The sequence below is a fragment of the Pseudoxanthomonas sp. X-1 genome (assembly GCF_020042665.1).
In the GTDB taxonomy this organism is placed as follows: Bacteria; Pseudomonadota; Gammaproteobacteria; order Xanthomonadales; family Xanthomonadaceae; genus Pseudoxanthomonas_A; species Pseudoxanthomonas_A spadix_A.
The window spans coordinates 3,552,940-3,572,507 of sequence record NZ_CP083376.1 but is presented as its reverse complement, the minus strand read 5'-3'; the positions used below and the strand labels follow the sequence as shown (position 1 = coordinate 3,572,507).

General features: G+C 70.7%; 18 protein-coding genes. 13 read left to right on the top strand and 5 right to left on the bottom strand.

Annotated features, from left to right (window positions below; all coding sequences use genetic code 11):
- The first annotated feature begins 25 nt into the window (after positions 1 to 25).
- On the top strand, positions 26 to 1,291 hold the full coding sequence (locus tag LAJ50_RS16105; RefSeq protein ID WP_224096343.1) for a dipeptidase: 1,266 nt from the start codon (positions 26 to 28) through the stop codon (positions 1,289 to 1,291).
- Positions 1,292 to 1,319: 28 nt separating this feature from the next.
- Here the strand turns inward: LAJ50_RS16105 and LAJ50_RS16100 are convergent, their stop codons facing one another.
- Positions 1,320 to 1,943: a thiamine phosphate synthase gene (locus tag LAJ50_RS16100; protein WP_138655374.1), complete on the bottom strand. Its 624-nt coding sequence runs from the start codon at positions 1,941 to 1,943 to the stop codon at positions 1,320 to 1,322.
- Positions 1,944 to 1,977: 34 nt separating this feature from the next.
- On the opposite strand from LAJ50_RS16100, the gene LAJ50_RS16095 reads away from it, so the two are divergent.
- The 5 genes from LAJ50_RS16095 (at position 1,978) to hemC (ending at position 5,888) form a co-directional block, all read left to right on the top strand.
- Positions 1,978 to 2,199 carry a rubredoxin gene (locus LAJ50_RS16095; RefSeq protein ID WP_138655372.1) on the top strand — a complete coding sequence of 74 codons (222 nt, stop codon included), beginning with the start codon at positions 1,978 to 1,980 and terminating at the stop codon, positions 2,197 to 2,199.
- A 43-nt stretch (positions 2,200 to 2,242) separates the two neighbouring features.
- The gene (locus tag LAJ50_RS16090; RefSeq protein WP_130550110.1) at positions 2,243 to 2,911 is read left to right on the top strand and encodes an alpha/beta hydrolase; all 669 of its coding nucleotides are present in this window, start codon (positions 2,243 to 2,245) and stop codon (positions 2,909 to 2,911) included.
- A 3-nt stretch (positions 2,912 to 2,914) separates the two neighbouring features.
- Entirely contained in the window at positions 2,915 to 3,967 is a 1,053-nt protein-coding gene (locus LAJ50_RS16085) for a histidine kinase (protein ID WP_130550109.1), read from the top strand.
- 7 nt (positions 3,968 to 3,974) lie between these two features.
- Positions 3,975 to 4,715: a LytTR family DNA-binding domain-containing protein gene (locus LAJ50_RS16080; protein WP_171044698.1), complete on the top strand. Its 741-nt coding sequence runs from the start codon at positions 3,975 to 3,977 to the stop codon at positions 4,713 to 4,715.
- Between the two features lie 252 nt (positions 4,716 to 4,967).
- Positions 4,968 to 5,888 (top strand): hydroxymethylbilane synthase, encoded by a 921-nt coding sequence (gene hemC / locus LAJ50_RS16075; RefSeq protein ID WP_138651248.1) that lies wholly within the window; start codon positions 4,968 to 4,970, stop codon positions 5,886 to 5,888.
- Between the two features lie 445 nt (positions 5,889 to 6,333).
- Here the strand turns inward: hemC and LAJ50_RS16070 are convergent, their stop codons facing one another.
- Together LAJ50_RS16070 and LAJ50_RS16065 are read right to left on the bottom strand one after the other, a co-directional pair.
- Complete coding sequence (locus LAJ50_RS16070) at positions 6,334 to 7,086, bottom strand: DUF481 domain-containing protein (RefSeq protein WP_130550107.1); 753 nt, start codon at positions 7,084 to 7,086, stop codon at positions 6,334 to 6,336.
- Positions 7,087 to 7,245: 159 nt separating this feature from the next.
- Complete coding sequence (locus tag LAJ50_RS16065; RefSeq protein ID WP_138651249.1) at positions 7,246 to 7,857, bottom strand: hypothetical protein; 612 nt, start codon at positions 7,855 to 7,857, stop codon at positions 7,246 to 7,248.
- Positions 7,858 to 7,983: 126 nt separating this feature from the next.
- Between LAJ50_RS16065 and LAJ50_RS16060 the strand changes: the two genes are divergently transcribed.
- Both LAJ50_RS16060 and LAJ50_RS16055 read left to right on the top strand, forming a co-directional pair.
- Positions 7,984 to 8,967, top strand: a complete 984-nt coding sequence (locus LAJ50_RS16060) for a YafY family protein (protein WP_130523262.1) — start codon at positions 7,984 to 7,986, stop codon at positions 8,965 to 8,967.
- A gap of 197 nt (positions 8,968 to 9,164) precedes the next feature.
- Positions 9,165 to 10,124, top strand: coding sequence for a Nudix family hydrolase (locus tag LAJ50_RS16055; protein ID WP_224096342.1), 960 nt, complete (start codon positions 9,165 to 9,167; stop codon positions 10,122 to 10,124).
- A 16-nt stretch (positions 10,125 to 10,140) separates the two neighbouring features.
- Here LAJ50_RS16055 and coaE read toward each other — a convergent pair whose 3' ends face one another.
- Both coaE and LAJ50_RS16045 read right to left on the bottom strand, forming a co-directional pair.
- Positions 10,141 to 10,752: a dephospho-CoA kinase gene (coaE, locus tag LAJ50_RS16050; protein ID WP_138651250.1), complete on the bottom strand. Its 612-nt coding sequence runs from the start codon at positions 10,750 to 10,752 to the stop codon at positions 10,141 to 10,143.
- 11 nt (positions 10,753 to 10,763) lie between these two features.
- Positions 10,764 to 11,267, bottom strand: a complete 504-nt coding sequence (locus LAJ50_RS16045; protein ID WP_224096604.1) for an isoprenylcysteine carboxylmethyltransferase family protein — start codon at positions 11,265 to 11,267, stop codon at positions 10,764 to 10,766.
- Positions 11,268 to 11,366: 99 nt separating this feature from the next.
- Here LAJ50_RS16045 and LAJ50_RS16040 point away from each other — a divergent pair, with 99 nt between their 5' ends.
- The 5 genes from LAJ50_RS16040 (at position 11,367) to LAJ50_RS16020 (ending at position 19,437) form a co-directional block, all read left to right on the top strand.
- Complete coding sequence (locus LAJ50_RS16040; protein WP_138651251.1) at positions 11,367 to 12,386, top strand: 3',5'-cyclic-nucleotide phosphodiesterase; 1,020 nt, start codon at positions 11,367 to 11,369, stop codon at positions 12,384 to 12,386.
- Between the two features lie 527 nt (positions 12,387 to 12,913).
- Positions 12,914 to 14,215, top strand: a complete 1,302-nt coding sequence (locus LAJ50_RS16035) for an NCS2 family permease (RefSeq protein ID WP_138651252.1) — start codon at positions 12,914 to 12,916, stop codon at positions 14,213 to 14,215.
- A 172-nt stretch (positions 14,216 to 14,387) separates the two neighbouring features.
- Positions 14,388 to 15,818 carry an adenosine deaminase gene (locus tag LAJ50_RS16030; RefSeq protein WP_205961501.1) on the top strand — a complete coding sequence of 477 codons (1,431 nt, stop codon included), beginning with the start codon at positions 14,388 to 14,390 and terminating at the stop codon, positions 15,816 to 15,818.
- A complete protein-coding gene (locus LAJ50_RS16025; RefSeq protein WP_138651254.1) occupies positions 15,815 to 16,954 on the top strand; it encodes a nucleoside hydrolase in 1,140 nt (379 codons plus the stop codon). Before LAJ50_RS16030 ends, LAJ50_RS16025 begins: the two co-directional genes overlap by 4 nt.
- A gap of 116 nt (positions 16,955 to 17,070) precedes the next feature.
- Positions 17,071 to 19,437: a TonB-dependent receptor gene (locus LAJ50_RS16020; protein ID WP_130550099.1), complete on the top strand. Its 2,367-nt coding sequence runs from the start codon at positions 17,071 to 17,073 to the stop codon at positions 19,435 to 19,437.
- The last annotated feature ends 131 nt before the right edge of the window (positions 19,438 to 19,568 follow it).

Sequence of the window (19,568 nt, the reverse complement as noted above, 5' to 3'; positions counted from 1 at the left end):
TCGAACGCATAACGAGGAGTGGGTCATGGGTGTCATGAAGAACAAGGTGCTGGTCGTCGCGCTGCTGGCGTGCGCGGGCCTGCCCGGCCAGGCGCTGGCCAAGGACGTGGTGGTCTCGGACAAGGCGCGCGCGCTGCAGGCCAGCGCGATCAACCTGGATACGCATCTGGATACGCCGGCGCTGTTCGGCCAGCCGGGCTGGAAGATCACCGACCGGCATTCCTTCCAGGGCGACGGCAGCCAGATCGACTACCCGCGCATGGTCGAGGGCGGCCTGGACGGCGGCTTCTGGGTGGTCTACACCGGACAGGGCCCGCTGGACGAGATGAGCAAGCTCAAGGCGCGCGACTTCGGCCTCAAGCGGCTGGGCGAGATCCGCGAGATGGTCGCGGCCAACCCCGACAAGTTCGCGCTGGCCACCGTGGCCGGCGATGCGGCGCGGATCAAGGCCGAGGGCAAGAAGTCGGTCTACATCAGCATGGAGAACGCCTATCCGCTCTCGCACGATCCCACGCTGCTGAGCTACTACTACAAGGCCGGCCTGCGCATGCTCTCGCTGGTGCACGGCAGCCACAACGACTTCGCCGATTCGGCCGGCACCGCGCCGGGCGTGGTGACCGCGCGCGAGGGCCTGACCGAGAAGGGCCGGCAGATGATCGTCGAGGCCAACAAGCTCGGCATCATCCTGGACCACTCGCATGCCTCGCCGGAGGTGTTCGACCAGATGATCGCCCTGTCCAAGGCGCCGATCATCCTGTCCCACAGCGGCGCTTGGGATGTGTACCCGCATCCGCGCAACCTGGACGACAAGCGCCTGAAGGTGCTGGCCGCGCACGGCGGCGTGATCCAGGTCAATTCGCTGGGCGGCTACCTCATCGACACCGGGGCCACCCCGGAGTACCGCGCCGAGCTGGGCAAGATCTACCAGTCCTTCGGCGGTCGGCGCGGGCTCGATGCCGACGCGCGCAAGCAGGCGATGGCGCAGATCGCCGCCCTGGACGCCAAGTACAAGATCAAGAAGGCCAGCTTCGACGACTACATGCGCCACCTGCTGCACATCATCGAGGTGGCCGGCTGGCAGCACGTCGGCCTGGGCGCGGACTGGGATGGCGGCGGTGGCGTGGCCGGCTACGAGGACATCACCGCGCTGCCCAAGGTGGTGCAGGCGCTGCTGGACGCCGGCTACAAGGACGAGCAGGTCCGCGCCATCCTCGGCGGCAACACCGTGCGCCTGATCGAGACGGTGCAGTCGCTGGCCGACCCGGCCGCGGTCAAGGCCGCGCTCGATTGAGCGGCCGGCCGCGGCGACCGCGCGGGCGCTAGTCGAACAGCGCCCGCAGCGCGCGCGCCGTGGCCACCGGATCGGGCGCATCGAACACGCCGCCGATCGTCGCCACCAGGTCGGCGCCGGCGGCGACGATCGGCCCGGCGTTGTCGGAAGTTAGCCCGCCGATCGCCACGCGCGGCACGCCCAGGCCGGCGCTGGCGTCGAACACCGCCGTGGTCGCGCGGTTCGGGCCGGGCTTGCTGCGGCTGGCGAAGAACGCGCCGAAGCTGACATAGCTGGCGCCTTCCTCCACGGCCTCGTAGGCCAGCGCCGGCTGGTCGTAGCACGAGGCGCCGAGCAGTGCGTCCGGGCCGAGCGTGGCGCGCAGTTCGGCCAGCGGCGTGGTGGCATCCTCTCGGTGAAGGCCGGCCGCGCCGAGTTCGACCGCCAGCGCGGCATCGTCATTGATGATCAGCGGCACGCCCGCGGCCCGGCATAGCGGCAGCAGGGCCGCGGCCTGGCGGGCGCGCTGGGTATCGCCCACCGATTTGTTGCGGTACTGCAGCCAGGTGACCGCGCCGCTGTCCAGCAGCGGGCGCACGCGCGCCAGCAGCAGCGCGTCATCGTCCAGGTCGGGGGTGAGCAGGTACAGGCCACGGGGAAGGAAAGCAGGCATGGCGACTCCGGTGCGCGCGGGCGGCTGTGTGACAATGGGGCGCCCAAGGAACTGCGATTATCCGATGCCCGAGCACGACGCCACCACCTACCGCAACTGGATGTGCGTGGTCTGCGGATTCATCTACCGCGAGGCCGAAGGCCTGCCCGAGGAGGGCATCGCGCCGGGCACGCGCTGGGAGGACGTGCCGGACACCTGGACCTGCCCCGACTGCGGCGTGACCAAGGACGATTTCGAGATGGTCGAGCTGGACTGAAGCTCCGGCGCTTCCCGGCGCCCCCCCCGCAACGAGAAGACCCATGACCGAATTCCTCGACGCCGTCGAACTGCAGACCGGCCCCCAGCCGACCTGGAGCGTGCTGTGGCTGCATGGCCTGGGCGCCGACGGCAACGACTTCGCGCCGATCGTGCCCGAACTGGTGCGCCCGGGCTGGCCGGCGCTGCGCTTCGTGTTCCCGCATGCGCCGGTGCGGCCGGTCACGATCAACAACGGCCTGCGCATGCGCGCCTGGTACGACATCGCGGGGATGGATTTCGCCACCCGCGCCGACGCCGCCGGCGTGGCGCAGTCCATCGACCAGGTCGAGGCGCTGCTGGCGCGCGAGGGCGAACGCGGCATCGCGCCCGCCAACGTGCTGCTGGCCGGGTTCTCGCAGGGAGGGGCGATCACGCTGGCGGCCGGCGTGCGCCGACGCGTGCCGCTGGCCGGCCTGATCGCGCTGTCCACCTACCTGCCGGGCGCGGACCAGCTGCCTGAATTCGCCAGCGACGCCGCCAAGGCCCAGCCGATCTTCATGGGCCATGGCACGTCCGACCCGGTGGTGCTGCCGGCCTTCGGCCAGCGCAGCGCGCAGGCGCTCACCGCCGCCGGCTTCCAGGTGGACTGGCACGACTATCCGATGCCGCATTCGGTCAGCGCGGAGGAAATCCGCGACCTCGGCGACTGGATGTCGCGGCGCTTCGGCTGAAGCATGGCGACCGCGCCCGCCGCGCAGGGGTGGTTGCCCGAGCTGTGCACGCTGCCGCGGCTGACGGTCATCCTGGGCCTGGCCGAACTGGTGGTCGTCGTGCTGGCGCTGGCGCCGGACCGCAGCGGCGCGTGGAGCATCCAGCACTTCGCCTCGATCAGTGCCTTCGCGCTGTGGCAGGCGATCGCGGCGACGGCGCTGCTGTGCCTGCTGCGTCCGCAGCTGACGCGCCTGCCGCCGCGGCTGGGCGCGGTCGTGGCGCTGGCCGTGGCCGGCGTGGTGGGACTGCTGTCGGCCAGCGCGCTGGCGGTGCTGTATTCCACCATCGGCCTGCCTGACGGCGCACTGGCGGTGGGCTTCTGGCGCTTCACCCTGGGCAGCGCGGGAATGGTGGTGCTGATCGGCGCGCTGGCGCTGCGCTACTTCTACGTCAGCGACCGCTGGGCCGCACAGGTGCAGGCCAGCGCGCGCGCCGAGGCCGACGCGCTGCAGGCGCGCATCCGCCCGCATTTCCTGTTCAACAGCATGAACCTCATCGCCGGCCTGCTGCACAGCGCGCCGCAGGTGGCCGAACGCGCGGTGCTGGACCTGTCCGATCTGTTCCGCGCCGCGCTGGGCGCCGGCGAGGACAACTCGACCCTGGCCCAGGAAGTCGAACTGGCCGAACGCTATCTGTCGATCGAATCGCTGCGCCTGGGGGAGCGCCTGTCCGTGCGCTGGGAGCGCACCGAGCCGCTGCCCTGGGACCTGGTATTGCCGCGCCTGGTGCTGCAGCCGATGGTGGAGAACGCCGTGCTGCACGGCGTCTCGCGCCTGCCGCAGGGCGGCACCATCGACATCGCCCTGGGCGTGGAGCACAGGACGCTGCGCATCGTCGTGCGCAATCCCGCGCCCGAGCCCGGCAGCGTGCCGGTGCCGGCGGTGGGACGCGGCGCCGGCCACGCCCAGCGCAACATCGCCCATCGCCTGGCGTATCGCTTCGGGCCCGGCGCGCGGGTGACGGGCTTCTGGGCGCAGGGCTACTATGCCTGCGAGCTCGCCATTCCCCTGACCTGAGGTGCGCATGCCCCTGACGGTGGTGATCGCAGACGACGAACCGCTGGCCCGCGAGCGCCTGCGCACGCTGCTGGCCGAGCAGCCCGGCACCGAGGTGGTGGCCGAAGTCGGCGATGGGCTGGCCACGCTGCAGGCCGTGGCCGAGCTGCGCCCGGATCTGGTGCTGCTGGACATCTCCATGCCCGGCGTCGATGGCCTGGAGGCGGCACGTCATCTGGCCGCGTTCGATCCGCGTCCGGCGGTGGTGTTCTGCACCGCCTACGACGCGCACGCGCTGTCGGCGTTCGAGGCGGCCGCGATCGACTACCTGATGAAGCCGGTCCGCGTCGAGCGGCTGGCCTCGGCGCTGGAGCGCGCGCGCACCTTCGTCGCCGGCCGCAGCAGCGCGCCGGCGCCCAGCGCCGCGCAGCGGCAGGCGCGCACGCATCTGTGCGCGCGCCTGCGCGGCAGCCTGCGGCTAATCCCGCTGGACGACATCCACTATCTGCAGGCCGAGGAGAAGTACGTGGTGGTGCACCACGCGCGCGGCGAGGATCTGATCGAGGAATCGCTCAAGTCGCTGGAGGAAGAATTCGCCAGCCGCTTCGTGCGCATCCACCGCAACTGCCTGGTCGCCCGCCACGAGCTGATGGAGCTGCGCCGGGTCGACGACGGCAAGGTCCAGGCCGTGCTGCGCCATGCGGCGGCGCCGCTGGAGGTCAGCCGTCGCTGCGTGCCCGGCCTGCGCGAGACGGTCAAGTCGCTGTAGGCGTGGGGCGAGGGGTCACGGGGCTGGATCAGCGAAAAGCGATCCGCCTGTGCGCGCCATCCTTGCGGCCGCGAAAACAACGGCAATCCCCAATCCTCAATCCTCAATCCCCAATCCCCAATCCCCAATCCCCAATCCCCAATCCCCAATCCCCAATCCCCAATCCCCAATCCCCAATCCCCAATCCCCAATCCCCAATCCCCAATCCCCAATCCCCAATCCCCAATCCCCACTTGCGGCGATAATGCCCAGATGAGATCGCTGCGCATCGCCACCCGCAAGAGCGCGCTCGCCCTTTGGCAGAGCGAACACGTCGCCCACCAGCTGCGCCTGGCCCATCCGGGCCTGGACGTCGAACTGGTGCCCCTGAGCACGCGCGGCGACGAGGTGCTGGACCGCTCGCTGGCGGCGATCGGCGGCAAGGGCCTGTTCCTGAAGGAGCTGGAGCTGGCCATGCTCGACGACCGCGCCGACTGTGCAGTGCATTCGCTCAAGGACGTGCCGATGGAACTGGACGGCCCGTTCGTGCTGCCGGCCATCCTGGAGCGCGCCGATCCGGCCGATGCCTTCGTCTCCAACGCCTATCGGCGATTGGACGCGCTGCCGCACGGTGCGCGCGTGGGAACGTCCTCGCTGCGGCGCCAGGCGCAGCTGCGCGCGCTGCGGCCGGACCTGGAACTCGTCGATCTGCGCGGCAACATCAACACCCGCCTGGCCAGGCTCGACGCCGGCAGCTACGACGCCATCATCCTGGCCTGCGCCGGCCTGCTGCGGCTGGGCTTCGATAAGCGCATTGCCGCGCGCCTGGCCGCGCCGGAGTGGCTGCCGGCGCCGGCGCAGGGCGCCATCGCGGTCGAATGCCGCGGCGACGCACCGCGGGTGCTGGCGCTGTTCGCCGCCCTGGACCATGTGCCCACGCGCCGCTGCGTGGAGGCCGAGCGCGCCATGAACCGCGCCCTGCACGGCAGCTGCCACGTGCCGGTCGGCGCGTTCGCCGAGGAATCGGCCAGCGGCATGCGCCTGCGCGGCCTGGTGGGCTCGGCGCAGGCCGGCACGCTGGTGCACGCCGAAGCCGCATCGGCCGATCTCACGCCCGAGAACCTCGGCCACCAGGTCGCCCAGGCGCTGCTGGCCAACGGCGCCGATGCGCTGCTGGCGGAGCTGGATGCCTGAAGCGTCCGGGTGCTCGTCGGTGCCAGGTCGACTCTGCGCTGCGTCGACCACCGGCAGCATCGTGGTTCGAGAACAAGGGGCTAGCGCGTCCCTCGAGCACGCCCAGCAGGCATCGTCGTTCCGGCGAAAGCGAGCCCCCAAGGACGTTGCGCGACCTGCATGGACGTCCATGGATCCCCGCGTTCGCGGGATGGCGAGCTTTGAGTTGGCAGTGCTGGGACGCGGGCAAGCCTCTAAGCGTCGTTCCCGCGCGAGCGGGAACCCAGCGGCTTTGCTGCGAGGGCCGAAGGCGCTGGATGGTCAGACATGGTCTGCCGAGAAACGCCTCCCGCGTTCGCGGGAATGACGGGAGGGGTGTCCCGCGTCTTCGATGCACCCGGGCTTCAACGCAAAAAGCCCCCGCCATGTCGCCGCGGCGGGGGCCTTGATCGCGACGGTGCGCGGCTTACTTGAAGTTGTAGACGATGTTGACCGTGGTCAGGTTGTCGGTCTTCTTGGTGTCCGGATCGACCTCGGTGTTGTGGCGCGTCTCCAGCCCGGCCTTCAGCGCCAGGCGTTCGGACATCGCCACCTGCAGGCCGAACAGGTTCTTGATGAAGGTGTTGTCGCTGCCCGATTCGACCAGCAGGGTGTCCACCAGCGAGGTGTTCGACGTCAGCTTGTAGCCGTAGTCGATCATGCCGCGGCCGATGGTCTCGTTGTGGTGGACCTGCACGCCCTGGTCCTTGGACCAGCGGTAACCCGGACCGATCTCGAAGGTCAGGTGCTGGGTGTCGTTCTTGATCGCCTCGTAGCCGTAACCGATGGCGGTGGTCCACTGGTACTCGTAGCTGGTGTAGTGGTCGCGCTCGTTGCGCACCGAGCCCCAGATGTAGCTGCGCTCGCTCAGGCGGCGGCCGCTGGTGCCGAACAGCTCGTAGCGGCGCGCGGTCTCCTCGCCATCGTCCTTGGCGTACTGGCCGGCCACGCCGAAGGCGTGCTTCCAGGTGTCGTCGCTGTAGGCCAGGTTGGCCTTGCCGACGAAGGTCTCGTTGTCGGTGTTGCCCTTGGAGATGGCCAGGCCCAGTTCGCCGTTGCCGGTCCAGCCGGTGTTGTTGTCGATCTTGGCCAGGCTGGGCGTGTCGACCAGATTACCGGCCAGGGCGGGCAGCGGCGCCGCGAGGGCGAGCAACAGGGCGCAGGAAAGGCGTCGGGGCATGGGGATCTCCGTGTGGGGTGGGACGCGCGGATAGCAAAAAGGCCGGTATCCCCGGCCCTCGGCGCGAAAGTGTCTTTTCGCGACGTTGAATGTCAACGTAATGCGCGGGCTTGCCGCGGCCGGCGACAGACGCTAGGCAAACCGGGGCGGGCGAGGCCCTCAGGGCGTGGACACCGGCGTATCGATGACGATGGCCGGGTCGTTGAAGCGGCTGTAGCGCACGGTCATGGTGTAGGGCTGTTGCTGGGAGAGGCCGCTGTGGCGCAGCTGCAGCGGCAGGCCGTCCGGGCCGATCCAGTAGGTGAACTGCACCGGCGCCTGCGCCGGGCCGTTGGTCACTTCGTACTGCCGCGCCTGCACGCCGTCGATCTGGCTGACGCCGGCCTCGCGCACGCGCAGCTGGCCGCGGCTCTCGCGCACGCGCATCGGATCGCGCCACTGCGCCACCATGCCTTCCGGCAACCGCAGCTTCTCGGTGCGGCCCTGCGACTGCAGGTACAGCACGTCGCCGACGATTACCTGGGTGCCGATGGGCATCTGCAGGCGGTAGCGGTCCGGGGCGACGAAATCCAGCGTGTCGTGGGCCTCGCGCGCGCCCTGCAGGTGCATCTCGGCGTGGAAACTGCGCGCGTCCTGGAAGGCCTGCATCGACGCGGTGACCTGTTGCAGCGGCGTGCCGGCGGCCTGCGCGGAGGCGGTGGCCGGTTGCGGCGATCGGCCGCAGGCGGCCAGCAGCAGGCAGGCCAGGACGGGGACGGCGGGACGAAACATGGGACTTGCGGACTCCGGCGGTGGGGCAGGGCGGGGACTCGAGGCCGTCGCCGCCAGACTGCGCGCGGGCGGCTGAAGCGCGCCTGCGTCGCTTTCTTGATGCCATGCTCGGCCATAATCGGCCGCATGGACAAGATCGAACGCATCACCGCGCTGCATCGCATCCTCAAGGGCGCGCGCTACCCGGTCACCGTCAAGCGCCTGCAGGACGAGCTGGGGTGCTCGCGCGCCACCGTCTACCGCGACCTGGCCTATCTGCGCGATGCGCTGATGGCCCCGGTGGAAGGCGACGGCGAGGCCGGCTTCCGCTATGCGGCCGGGCAGAGCGACCGCTTCGAGCTGCCGGGGCTGTGGCTCAGCTCCGACGAGCTCTACGCGCTGGTCGCCTCGCAGCAGCTGCTGCTGCGCACCGGCGGCGGGGTGCTGGCCGGCGCGCTGGCGCCGCTGCAGAAGCGCCTGGAAGGCCTGCTGGCCGACCACGCCGGCGCCCAGCGCTGGCCGGTCGAACGCGTGCGGGTGATCCCGCACCGCGGCCGGCGCCTGGACGAGGCCGCCTTCCGCTGCGTGGCCAGCACCGTGCTGGAGCGACGCCAGCTGAGCTTCGAGTACCGCGCCCGTTCCACCGACGAGCGCACCCGCCGCGTGGTCTCGCCCCAGCGCATCACCCACTACCGCGACAACTGGTACCTGGACGCCTGGGACCACGGCCGCGAAGCGCTGCGCAGCTTCGCGGTGGACCGCATCAGCAACGCCCGCGCGCTGGACGAGGCGGCGGTGGAAATGGGCAAGGACGAGCTGAGCCAGCACCTGGCCTCCAGCTACGGCATTTTCTCCGGCGAGCCCAAGGGCTGGGCGACGATCGTGTTCAGCCCCAAGGCCGCGCGCTGGGTCGCCGACGAGCAGTGGCATGCGCGTCAGGAGGGCCGTTTCCTGCCCGACGGCCGCTACGAGTTGAAGGTGCCCTACAGCGCCTCGCGCGAGCTGCTGATGGACGTGCTGCACTACGGCTCGGATGCCGAGATCGTCGCCCCGCCGGTGCTGCGCGAACAGGCCAAGGCCCTGCTCGAACTGGCCCTGTCCAATTACGAGCGCGTGCCGGACAAGCACTGAGCGTTGCGGGGGCAATGTGGGAGCCGCCATGGCGGCGATGAGGCTCTCCCAGTAAAGCCCCATCGCCACTAGGGCGGCGCCCACGGCCGCTCGTCCGGTACCATGGGGGCGTTCCCGCATGATCGGTGCGGTGGCCGCGCGGTTGGCGGCTGCCGGGTCCGAGTGCGCACCCTCCCCCTGACGATCCCGCACCGCCCGTGTCCACCACCGAGCCCGCACCGCTGCGCTTCATCCATGTCGTGGCCGCCGCCATCACCGATGCGCGCGGCCGCCTGCTGCTGGCCCGGCGCGGCGACGGGCGCGATCTGGCCGGGCTGTGGGAGTTCCCCGGCGGCAAGCGCGAGCCGGGCGAGTCCACCGAGGAAACGCTGGTGCGCGAGCTGCAGGAAGAGCTGGGCATCACCGTGCAGGTCGGCGCGCCGATCATGCGCGTGCCGCACCTGTATCCGGACAAGCGCCTGTTGCTGGATGTGCGCCGGGTGACCACGTGGAAGGGCGTGCCGCGCGGCGTCGAGGGCCAGGCCCTGGCCTGGGTGGCGCAGGACAAGCTGCAGCGCTATCCGATGCCGGCCGCCGACAAGCCGGTGGTGGCGGTGCTGCAGCAGCCGGACCGCTATCTGGTCACGCCCGAGCCCGGCGCCGACGCCGACGCCTGGCTGGCCGGCCTGGAGGCCGCGCTGGCCGGCGGCATCCGCCGCGTGCGGCTGCGCGCGCGCAGTCTGGAGGCCGATGCGGGTTGGCCGACCCTGGCCGCCGCCGCCGTGGCCAGGTGCCGCGCCGCCGGCGCCGAGGTGCTGCTGGAGGGCGCGGCCAAGCTGGCGCGCGATCTGGGTGTGGGCCTGCACCTGCGCACCGAACAGCTGATGCGCATCGACGCGCGCCCGGTGGCCGCGAGCGTGCGCCTGGCCGCCTCGTGCCGGACGGCCGAGCATCTGCGGCGCGCCGAGGCGCTGGGCTGCGACTTCGTCACCCTGGGCCCCATACGCGCCACCGACATGACGCCCGCGCTGGACTGGGACGCCTTCGCCTCCCTGCGCGAGCTGGTCTCGCTGCCGATCTACGCCACCGGCGGGCTCGGCGTGGACGACATGACGCAGGCGCACCAGCACGGCGCGCAGGGCATCGCCGCCCTGCGCGGGCTGTGGCCCTCGGGCTGAATTCCTTGTGCGGCGCTCAGGCGCCGGCGAGCAGGCGGTAGCGCGCGTCCAGTTCGGCCACGGCCCGGTCGATGTCCTCCAGGCTGCCGTCGTTGCGCACGATGTCGTCGGCGATGGCCAGGCGCTGGGCGTCGCTGGCCTGGGCATCGATCATGCGCTGCGCCAGCGCCTGATCGATGCCGTCGCGCGACAGCAGCCGCGCCATGCGCACCGCCAGCGGCGCGGTGACCACGCAGATGCGTTGCAGCCACGGGTAGCGCTCGCGGCCGCCGCCTTCGGCCAGCAGCGGGATCATCGCCACCGCATAGGGACTGGCGGCGGCGCGGCACCGCGCCTCCAGCGCCGCGCGCACGGCCGGATGGACGATGGCTTCCAGCGCCTGGCGCGCGCCGTCGTCCTCGAACACGCGCCGGCGCATCGCCGCGCGGTCCAGCCCGGCCTGCGCGTCGAGCACCTCCGCGCCGAACTGCGCCACGATGGCGGCCAGCGCCGGCGTGCCGGGTTCGACCACCTCGCGCGCGATGCGGTCGGCGTCGGCCACCACGATGCCGCGCGCGGTGAAGGCGCGTTCGAGCGCGCTCTTGCCCGAGGCGATGCCGCCGGTGAGGCCGATGCAGGTCTGGCTCATGGCGGCAAAGGCTACAGCCAGCGCCGCACGCGCGCGCAGTAGCGCTCGTAGGCGCCGCCGAACTCGGCGCGCAGGCGCGCTTCCTCGAACGGGATCACCACCCGCTGCAGCGCCAGCCACGGCAGCGGCAGCAGGACCAGTGCCCAGGGCACGACCAGATAGCCAGCCAGGCCGACATAGCTGCCCAGCAGGCTGACGTACATCGGGTTGCGGGTGAGGCGGTAGGGTCCGCGCTCCACCAGGGACGAGGGCTGGCTGCCGGGCAGGAGGGTGGTGCGGCGCGTGGCGAACAGCGCGAAGCACCACAGCGACAGGCCCAGCGCGGCCAGGGCCAGCAGCGAGCCCGCCCACTGCATCGCGAGCAATGCGCCATCCTGCGGCAGCGGCAGGGCCAACACGCGCTGGGCCAGCGCGGCGACACCGAAGGCGAGCAGGAAGTGCACCGGCGAGGTCAGGCGGACCAGCAGCGGCGTGTTCGAGGGGCGCGCAGCGCCTTCCAGGGTGTGTTCTTCCAGCACGCCGCGTGATCGTCCTTGTGTCCGGGGCGACATCTTAGCCCGCGGCCTGCGGGAAAGCGCCCGTAGACTGGCCGCCCCACCTGCCAGGGTTTGCCGATGTCCATCGCCCGTCTTCGTACGCTCTTCCGCATTGGCCTGCTGGCGCTGGTACTGCCGGCCAGCCTCGCGCTGGCCGCGCCGAAGGACGCGGGATTCGAGCTGGTGGCGCTTGGGGTCGAGGGCGGGCTGGACGAGGGCAACCTGTCGTCCTATCTGATCCGCGCCAAGGGCGACACGCGCTATCTGGCGCTGGATGCCGGCACCGTGCTGCCGGGCATCGCCCGCGCGCTGCGGCAGGGTGCGTTCGCCGATGCGTTGCCGGCCGCCGGGCTCACGCCGCAGGGGAATGTCCTGCGCAACCTGATCGCCGGCACCTTCGTCAGCCATGCGCATCTGGACCATGTCGGCGGGCTGCTGGTCGCGGCCACCGACGACGCCGGCCACAAGCCGATCTACGGGCTGGCGCCGACGCTGGAGACGCTGAGCGCCGACTACTTCAACTGGCAGGCCTGGCCCAACTTCGCCGACCGCGGGCCGGCGCCGGCGCTGGGCCGCTACGCACTGACCGAGGCCGTGCCGGGGCAGTGGTTCGATGTGCCCGGCACCGCGCTGTCGGCCTGCGCCTATCCGCTCTGGCACGACCGCCTGACCTCGACTATGCTGCTGGTGCGCAGCGGCGATGCCTACTTCGCCTACTTCGGCGATACCGGGCCCGATGCGCTGTCCGGCGGCCAGCATCGGCTGGCGGACATCTGGCAGGTGCTGGCGCCGCTGGTGCGCCGGCACGCGCTCAAGGGGATGCTGATCGAGGCCTCGTTCCCGGACGACGTGCCCGATGCGCAGCTATTCGGCCATCTCACCCCGGCCTGGCTGCTGCGCGAGCTGGACGCGCTGGCCGCCGCGGCCGGGGGCTCCGCGCCGCTGAAGGGACTGCCGGTGCTGGTGGGACACATCAAGCCGAGCCTGGTGCGGGGGCGCGATCCGCGCGCGCTGGTGCGGGCCGAGCTGGAGGCGGGCAACCGCCAGGGCGTCGCGTTCGTGTTGCCGGACCAGGGGCAGACGCTGCCGCTGCCCTGAGGGGGCGGGAGGCTGGCGCTCAGGGTTCGCCCGCAGCCCCAAGCCTGAAAGCCAACCCCTCCCCAGCCCTTCCCTTCGCCGCGCGAAGGGAGGGGGCGGATCCTGCGGCATGGAAGCAGCCGGGGAAGCCGCGAAGAACTCCCTCCCGTCATTCCCGCGAACGCGGGATCCAGGGACTTTCGCCGGATGCGAGAGAGGCGCCGACCTTCGGCCCTCGCGGCAGGGGCGACCCCACCCGCCGCTCCAGATAAGGCGGAAATATCGCCCATCGGTCACACACCGTGACGTTCGATGGCTTGCAAATCTGTAAGTTCCGTGTGAAAAGATCGTGTTGCTCTGCAGCATCGGCTGGCCGGCCGCGCGCCGGGTCCAGCGCGGGAATACCGCCCGTGCCGTGATCCGCGCCGTGCAGCGTCCGCGTCGCGATGCCGCCCAAGCCGCACACCCTCCGCCACCGGACCGCTCATGCCCCGATTGCAGCCCGCCGCCATTGCCTCGTCGCCCGCTCCCGCACGGGGCGCCCGCCGATGAGGGGCCGCGGCTTCGATCTGGCCGGCAACGGCAGCACGGTGCGCACCGAACTGCTGGCCGGGGCCACGACCTTCCTGACGATGGCCTACATCGTCTTCGTCAACCCGGACATCCTCGGCGCGGCGGGCATGGACAAGGGCGCGGTGTTCGTCGCCACCTGCCTGGCCGCGGCGCTGGGATCGGCGCTGATGGGGCTGCTGGCCAACTGGCCGATCGGCCTGGCGCCCGGCATGGGACTCAACGCGTTCTTCGCCTTCACCGTGGTCGGCACGATGGGCTACCCCTGGCCGCAGGCGCTGGGGCTGGTGTTCCTGTCCGGCTGCCTGTTCGTGCTGCTGACCCTGACCGGCGCGCGGCGCTGGCTGGTCGATGGCATCCCGCTGTCGCTGCGCAGCGGCATCGCCGCAGGCATCGGCCTGTTCCTGGCCTTCATCGGCCTGCAGGGCGCGGGCCTGGTGGTGGACAGCCCTGCCACGCTGGTGACCCTGGGCGACCTGCACCAGGCCGAGCCGCTGCTGGCGCTGGCCGGGCTGATGCTGATCGGCATCCTGGACGCGCTGCGGGTGCGCGGGGCGATCCTGATCGGCATCCTGGTGGTGACCGCCGCCGGCCTGGCCCTGGGCAAGGTGCATTACGCCGGGCTGATGGCGTGGCCGCCGAGCCTGGCGCCGACCTTCCTGAAACTGGACATCGCCGGCGCGCTGAGCCAGCACGGCGGCGTGGCCGCGCTGCTGCACGTGCTGCTGGTGTTCCTGCTGGTGGAGATGTTCGACGCCACCGGCACGCTGGCCGGCGTGGCCCAGCGCGCCGGGCTGCTGGATCGCCCGGACCAGCGCAGGCGCTTCGACCGCGCGCTGGTGGCCGACAGCACCGCGATCCTGGCCGGCTCGCTGCTGGGCACCTCCAGCACCACCGCCTACGTGGAAAGCGCCGCCGGCGTGCAGGCCGGCGGCCGCACCGGGTTGACCGCGCTGACGGTGGCGGCGCTGTTCCTGCTGGCGCTGCTGTTCTCGCCGCTGGCCGCGATGGTGCCGGCCTATGCGACCGCGCCGGCGCTGATCTACGTGGCCGGGCTGATGCTGCGCGAGCTGGTCCACCTGGACTGGAGCGATGTCACCGAGGCCATGCCGGCCAGCCTGGCGGCGCTGGGCATGCCCTTCACCTATTCCATCGCCAACGGCCTGGCGCTGGGCTTCGTCAGCTATGCACTGCTCAAGCTCGGCACCGGGCGCTGGCGCGGCGTGCACGTGGCGACCTGGGTGGTCGCGGCGCTGTTCGTGCTGCGTTACGCGCTGTAGCGCGACGCGGGCGGTGGGGATTTCGCAAGACGTTTTGGCAAGGGGAGTCGTGCACGTGGTGGGAAGTCGAACAATCTGGGGCGTGATCGCCTGTGTGGCGCTGGTCGGCCAGGCCTGGGCGGCCGATGGCGGCGGCGCGGCCGCTGCGCGCGAGGCGAAGGTGGCCGCGCTGATGCAGCGCGTGGCGGGCAACGGCCCGCAGCTGCGCGCCTTCCTGCAGGCCATGCCCAAGGGCGCGGACCTGCACAACCATGTGGGTGGCAGCAACTACGCCGAGGATTTCCTGCGCTGGGCCGACGAGGACCAGGGCTGCATCGCCCGCGATACCCATCAGCTGCTGCCGCCGCCGTGCGGCGAGGGCGCGGTGCCGGCACGCGGCCTGGCCGCGCGCGATGCGGCGTTCTTCTCCGCCACGGTCGATGCGCTGTCGATGCGCAACTTCGTGCAGGGCAACGCGGCGGCCTCGGGACACGACCAGTTCTTCAGCACCTTCGGCCGCTTCGGCAGTTCGCAGGCGCGGCGCCCCGACGCGATCGCCGCGACGCTGGAGCAGGCCGCCCGCGACCGCGTGAGCTACGTCGAACTGATCGCCAATCCCGCGCAGTCGGCCGAGCTCGGCAAGCGCGCCGGCGCGCTGGAATGGAACACCGACGACCTGGCCGCAAACCTGGCGCCGCTGCAGGCGCAGCTGCCGGCCCTGGTCGAGGCGGCCAGGGCCGACACCGCCGCGCTCGATGCGCGCGTGGCCCAGCTGCTGCGCTGCGGGCAGGCCGATGCCAGCATCGGCTGCGGCGTGCGCTATCGCTACGTGCCGTACGCGCTGCGCACGCTGCCGGCGCCGGTGGTGTTCGGACAGATGCTGATGGGCTATGCGGTGGTGCAGGCCGATCCGCAGCGCTACGCCGGGGTCAACATCGTCGCGCCGGAGGACAACCCGGTCGCGCTGCGCGACTACCGCCTGCACATGGCGATGTTCAAGCTGCTGTCCGCGCGCTACCCGCAAGTGCCGCTGACCCTGCACGCGGGCGAACTCAGCCTGGGCCTGGTGCCGCCGGCGGACCTGCGCTTCCACATCCGCGATGCGGTGGCCGCCGGTGCCAGGCGCATCGGCCACGGCGTGGACATCGGCTACGAGGACGATGCCGCCGGACTGCTGCGGCAGATGAAGGCCCAGCACGTGGCGGTGGAGATCAACCTGACCAGCAACGACGTGATCCTCGGGGTCAAGGGCAGCGACCATCCGCTGCCGATGTACCTGGCCGCGGGCGTGCCGGTGGTGCTGTCCACGGACGACGAGGGCGTCTCGCGCAGCGACATGACCCACGAATACCAGCGCGCCGTGGCCGAGCAGGGCCTGGATTACGCCACGCTCAAGCAGGTTGCGCGCAACGGGCTGACCTATTCCTTCGCGCCGGGCCAGAGCCTGTGGGATGCGGATGGCCGCACGCCTGCGGCCGCTTGCGCCGCCTCGCTGGCGTCCGGCAGCGAGGCGGCGCGCTGCAAGGCGCTGCTCGAGGGCAGCGAGAAGGCGCGTCTGCAGTGGCAGCTGGAGCGCGACTTCGTCGCCTTCGAAACCCAGCAGCTGGCCGAGGCGCGCCGATGAGCCGCCTCGCACGCGTGTTGGCGCGCGGCGCGCTGCTGCTGTCGCTGGCCGCGAGTGCGTCGGCGTGGGCGGGACAGAAGCGGCTGGTGATCCTCGACGACGACCTGGACGGCTTCGCCCCGGCGCAGGTGATGGCGCTGCAGGCGCCCGACGTGGAGGTGCTGGGCATCACCACGGTCAGCGGCAACGCCTGGGCCACCCAGGCCACCGCGCATGCGCGGCGCATGCTGGAGATCACCGGCCATCCCGAGGTGCCGGCGGTGCAGGGCGCGATCGATCCGCTGGTCAACACCGAAGCGCAGACCGAGCGCTGGGAAGCGCTGTACGGCAGGCTGGTGTGGAAGGGCGTGTGGATGAAGCACTGGGTCGAGGACAACTTCCAGGCCGATCCGGATTACCACGGCCCCGAGGTGGTGCGCGATCTGAAGCTCGGCAATCCCAGCGTGGTCAAGGCCAGCGATGAACCGGCGGCGCTGTTCCTGCTGCGCATGGTGCGCGCGCATCCGGGGCAGGTGACCATCCTCGCCACCGGGCCGCTGACCAACCTGGCGCTGGCCCAGCGCCTGGACCCGCAGTTCGCCAGCCTGGCCAAGGAACTGGTCTACATGGGCGGCAGCCTGGAGCCCAGGCAGACCCGCGACAGCGAGGCGGCGCGGCAGTTCGCGCGCGAGTTCGTCAACACGCCGCGGCGCGAGTTCAACATCCGCTTCGATCCCGAGGCCGCCAGCATCGTCATGCGCGCGCCGTGGAAGAAGATCGTGATGGTGCCGGTCGACCCGTCCACCGCCACCGAGGTCACCCCGGACCTCCTGGGGCGCATGCGCGCGGCCGACACGCCGATCGCCCGCGCGCTGGCCTCGCGCCAGACCGGCTTCCCGCTGTGGGACGAACTGGCCGTGGCGGTGTGGCTGGACCCCTCGCTGATCACCGCATCCGACGAACTGATGGTCGATACCAACCTCGACCGTGGCGCCGGCTATGGCGACATCCTGTCCTGGAGCCCGCCGTACGCGCCGGGCCTGGGCGAACAGCGCCAGACCGTCGTGCGCAGCATTGATGTGCCGCGGTTCGAGGCGCTGATGACGCGCCTGCTCACCCGGCCCCAGCCGCGCGCGGTCGGCACGGCCGTGCCCTGATTTCCGGAGTTGCAAGCGGTCGGGCCACGGACGCGGCCCGGACGCCAGCCGGCGCGTGCGTGCGCCGGCGCGGCGATGTCCTGGCTCGAACCCTCACCCACACAGGCAATCCCCACATGAACAAAGCGCTCCTTTCCCTTGCCGTCACGGCCGCGTTGTACGCGACCGCCGGCGCCGCCTTCGCCCAGGACGCCACCGGCACCGACGCAGGGCAGCGCAGCAGCGTCACCACCACCTCCAATACCACCAATTCCAACGCCACCCAGCGCGCGCGCCAGCTCGACGCGGTCAAGGTCACCGGCACCTCGCTGTCGCTGGGCGGCGGCAACATGCAGGTCCAGGACGCGCCCAAGGCCGTGTCCACCATCGGCCGCGAGGCCATCCTCAAGGCCGCGCCCGGCGCCAACTTCACCCAGATGCTGTCCAGCATCCCGGGCGCGACCTCGGCCACCAACGACGTGACCGGCCTCAACGATGGCCAGTTCTCCGTGCGCGGCTATCCGCCCGATGAGGTGGGCGTGACCGTCAACGGCGTGCCGATCAACGACTCGGGCAACTACAAGATGTACGCCACCGAGTACGGCGATACCGAGAACATGGGCGACATCACCGTCGAGCAGGGCTATCCCAGCGTGACCTCGCCGGTGATCGGCGCGGCCGGCGGCAACATCGCCTGGGTGACCGTCGACCCGACGGCGCAAGCCGGCCTGGATTTCAGCCAGAGCGCGGGCAGCAACGGCTACCACCGCACCTTCCTGCGCTACAACACCGGCGACACCGGCCCGCTGCGCTCGTGGATCTCCTACTCCAACAACGAGACCAGCCTATGGCGCGGCACCGGCAAGTCGCTGGTGACCAAGGTCGACGCCAAGTCGGTGTGGACCATCGACGAGGACAACTCGATCACCGGCTCGCTGCAGTACAACCGCGAGTTCAAGAACAACTACCGCAACGTCACCAAGGCCCAGGCCCACCAGAACTACCACTTCGGCTACGACGGCAACTACAACCCGGCCGCGCCCGGCGCCTACGCCTGGATGCAGACCAACCCGTTCCGCAGCTGGATCGCCAGCCTGGACGGCGAGTTCACCCTGACCGACTCGCTGCACCTGTCGGTGGTGCCGTACATGGTCTACGGCTACGGCGGTGGCGGCAGCGGGACCACCCAGAACGAATCGGCCTACGGCGGCATCGACGCCAACAAGGACGGCGACACGCGCGATACCAATGTGCCGGTCTATCAGATGTTCACCTCCGACACCTACCGCCCCGGTATCCACGTCAAGTTCAAGCAGGACTTCGGCCTCAACGACAGCCTGGAGTTCGGCGCGCTCTACGAGCGTCCGCGCAACCAGCAGAGCCGCAACCTGATGCCCACCAGCATCGACGGCGACCCGTCCAACCTGTGGGGCCAGGACAACGAGGACATGCTGACCTATCCCAACGGCAGCGCCCTGCAGACCTACCGTTCCTACTCGATCACCGACACCAAGCGCCTGTTCGCGACCAACACCTGGACGCCCAACGACCAGTGGACCGTGACGCTGGGCGGCGCCTACACCTGGGTCAACCGCAAGGGCTGGTACACCAATCTGCCGGACTCGGGCATCGCGACCACCGGTACCAGCCTGGGCGAGGTGACCGGCGAGGGCGAGGCCAAGTACAACAAGTTCACCCCGACCGGCGGCGTCAAGTTCCAGCTCGACGAGCGCAACCAGTTCTACTTCGGCATCGGCCAGGCCTATCGCGCCCCGATCAACACCGCCGCGCTGAACTACTTCTACAGCAAGGCCGCGGCCGCGGCGCTGGCCCAGCCCAGCGGCACGATCAAGCCCAAGCCCGAGTCCTCCTGGACGGCCGACCTGGGCTGGCGCTTCTACGGCGACCAGGTCAGCGCGATGGTCGACATCTACAGCAGCAAGTTCAAGGACAAGCAGGTCAGCGGCACCGACCCGGTCAGCAAGGCCTCGGTCTACACCACGCTGGACAAGGTCGACGTGACCGGCATCAATGGCGAGGTCAGCTACAAGTTCGACGACAACTGGTCCGCCTACGCCTCCTACGCCTACAACAAGTCGGAGATGAAGAGCGACCTGACCGTGGCCGGCGTCACCTACGACACCGACGGCAAGACCATGATCAACGCGCCCAAGAACGTGGGCTACGTCGCGGTGAACTACGACCAGGGGCCGTTCTGGGCCAGCGCCAACGCCAATGTCCTGGGCGGCATCTACGCCGACTGGGAAAACCGCGCCCATGCCGGCGGCTACACCACGATCAACCTCAATGGCGGATGGAACTTCGCCGATGCGGGCTGGCTGAAGAAGCCCTACATCAAGGTCAACCTGTGGAACGTGGCCAACCGCAAGGCCTTCACCTGGGCCTCCAGCGTGACGACCTACCGCTCGGTCGGCACCGATACCTACCAGCTGCTGCAGGACCGCACCTTCATGGTGACGGTGGGCGGTTCGTTCGACCTGTAACACCGCCGGATCGCGCGGCCGCGGACGAGGGTCCGCGCTGCGCGCGCCATCGTCCGCGGGGCCTGGCCCCGCGGACCTCGCGTCTGTCGCCCCGCGTGCGGGGCGGTAGGCTTGGCGCGGGGCCATCCCAC

What these genes read in the sequence shown, in the direction of transcription:
- LAJ50_RS16105 (WP_224096343.1), top strand. Translation starts at nt 26, where the DNA reads ATGGGTGTCATGAAGAACAAGGTGCTGGTCGTCGCGCTGCTGGCGTGC.
- LAJ50_RS16100 (WP_138655374.1), bottom strand. Translation starts at nt 1,943, where the DNA reads ATGCCTGCTTTCCTTCCCCGTGGCCTGTACCTGCTCACCCCCGACCTG.
- LAJ50_RS16095 (WP_138655372.1), top strand. Translation starts at nt 1,978, where the DNA reads ATGGGGCGCCCAAGGAACTGCGATTATCCGATGCCCGAGCACGACGCC.
- LAJ50_RS16090 (WP_130550110.1), top strand. Translation starts at nt 2,243, where the DNA reads ATGACCGAATTCCTCGACGCCGTCGAACTGCAGACCGGCCCCCAGCCG.
- LAJ50_RS16085 (WP_130550109.1), top strand. Translation starts at nt 2,915, where the DNA reads ATGGCGACCGCGCCCGCCGCGCAGGGGTGGTTGCCCGAGCTGTGCACG.
- LAJ50_RS16080 (WP_171044698.1), top strand. Translation starts at nt 3,975, where the DNA reads ATGCCCCTGACGGTGGTGATCGCAGACGACGAACCGCTGGCCCGCGAG.
- hemC (WP_138651248.1), top strand. Translation starts at nt 4,968, where the DNA reads ATGAGATCGCTGCGCATCGCCACCCGCAAGAGCGCGCTCGCCCTTTGG.
- LAJ50_RS16070 (WP_130550107.1), bottom strand. Translation starts at nt 7,086, where the DNA reads ATGCCCCGACGCCTTTCCTGCGCCCTGTTGCTCGCCCTCGCGGCGCCG.
- LAJ50_RS16065 (WP_138651249.1), bottom strand. Translation starts at nt 7,857, where the DNA reads ATGTTTCGTCCCGCCGTCCCCGTCCTGGCCTGCCTGCTGCTGGCCGCC.
- LAJ50_RS16060 (WP_130523262.1), top strand. Translation starts at nt 7,984, where the DNA reads ATGGACAAGATCGAACGCATCACCGCGCTGCATCGCATCCTCAAGGGC.
- coaE (WP_138651250.1), bottom strand. Translation starts at nt 10,752, where the DNA reads ATGAGCCAGACCTGCATCGGCCTCACCGGCGGCATCGCCTCGGGCAAG.
- LAJ50_RS16040 (WP_138651251.1), top strand. Translation starts at nt 11,367, where the DNA reads ATGTCCATCGCCCGTCTTCGTACGCTCTTCCGCATTGGCCTGCTGGCG.
- LAJ50_RS16035 (WP_138651252.1), top strand. Translation starts at nt 12,914, where the DNA reads ATGAGGGGCCGCGGCTTCGATCTGGCCGGCAACGGCAGCACGGTGCGC.
- LAJ50_RS16030 (WP_205961501.1), top strand. Translation starts at nt 14,388, where the DNA reads ATGCAGCGCGTGGCGGGCAACGGCCCGCAGCTGCGCGCCTTCCTGCAG.
- LAJ50_RS16025 (WP_138651254.1), top strand. Translation starts at nt 15,815, where the DNA reads ATGAGCCGCCTCGCACGCGTGTTGGCGCGCGGCGCGCTGCTGCTGTCG.
- LAJ50_RS16020 (WP_130550099.1), top strand. Translation starts at nt 17,071, where the DNA reads ATGAACAAAGCGCTCCTTTCCCTTGCCGTCACGGCCGCGTTGTACGCG.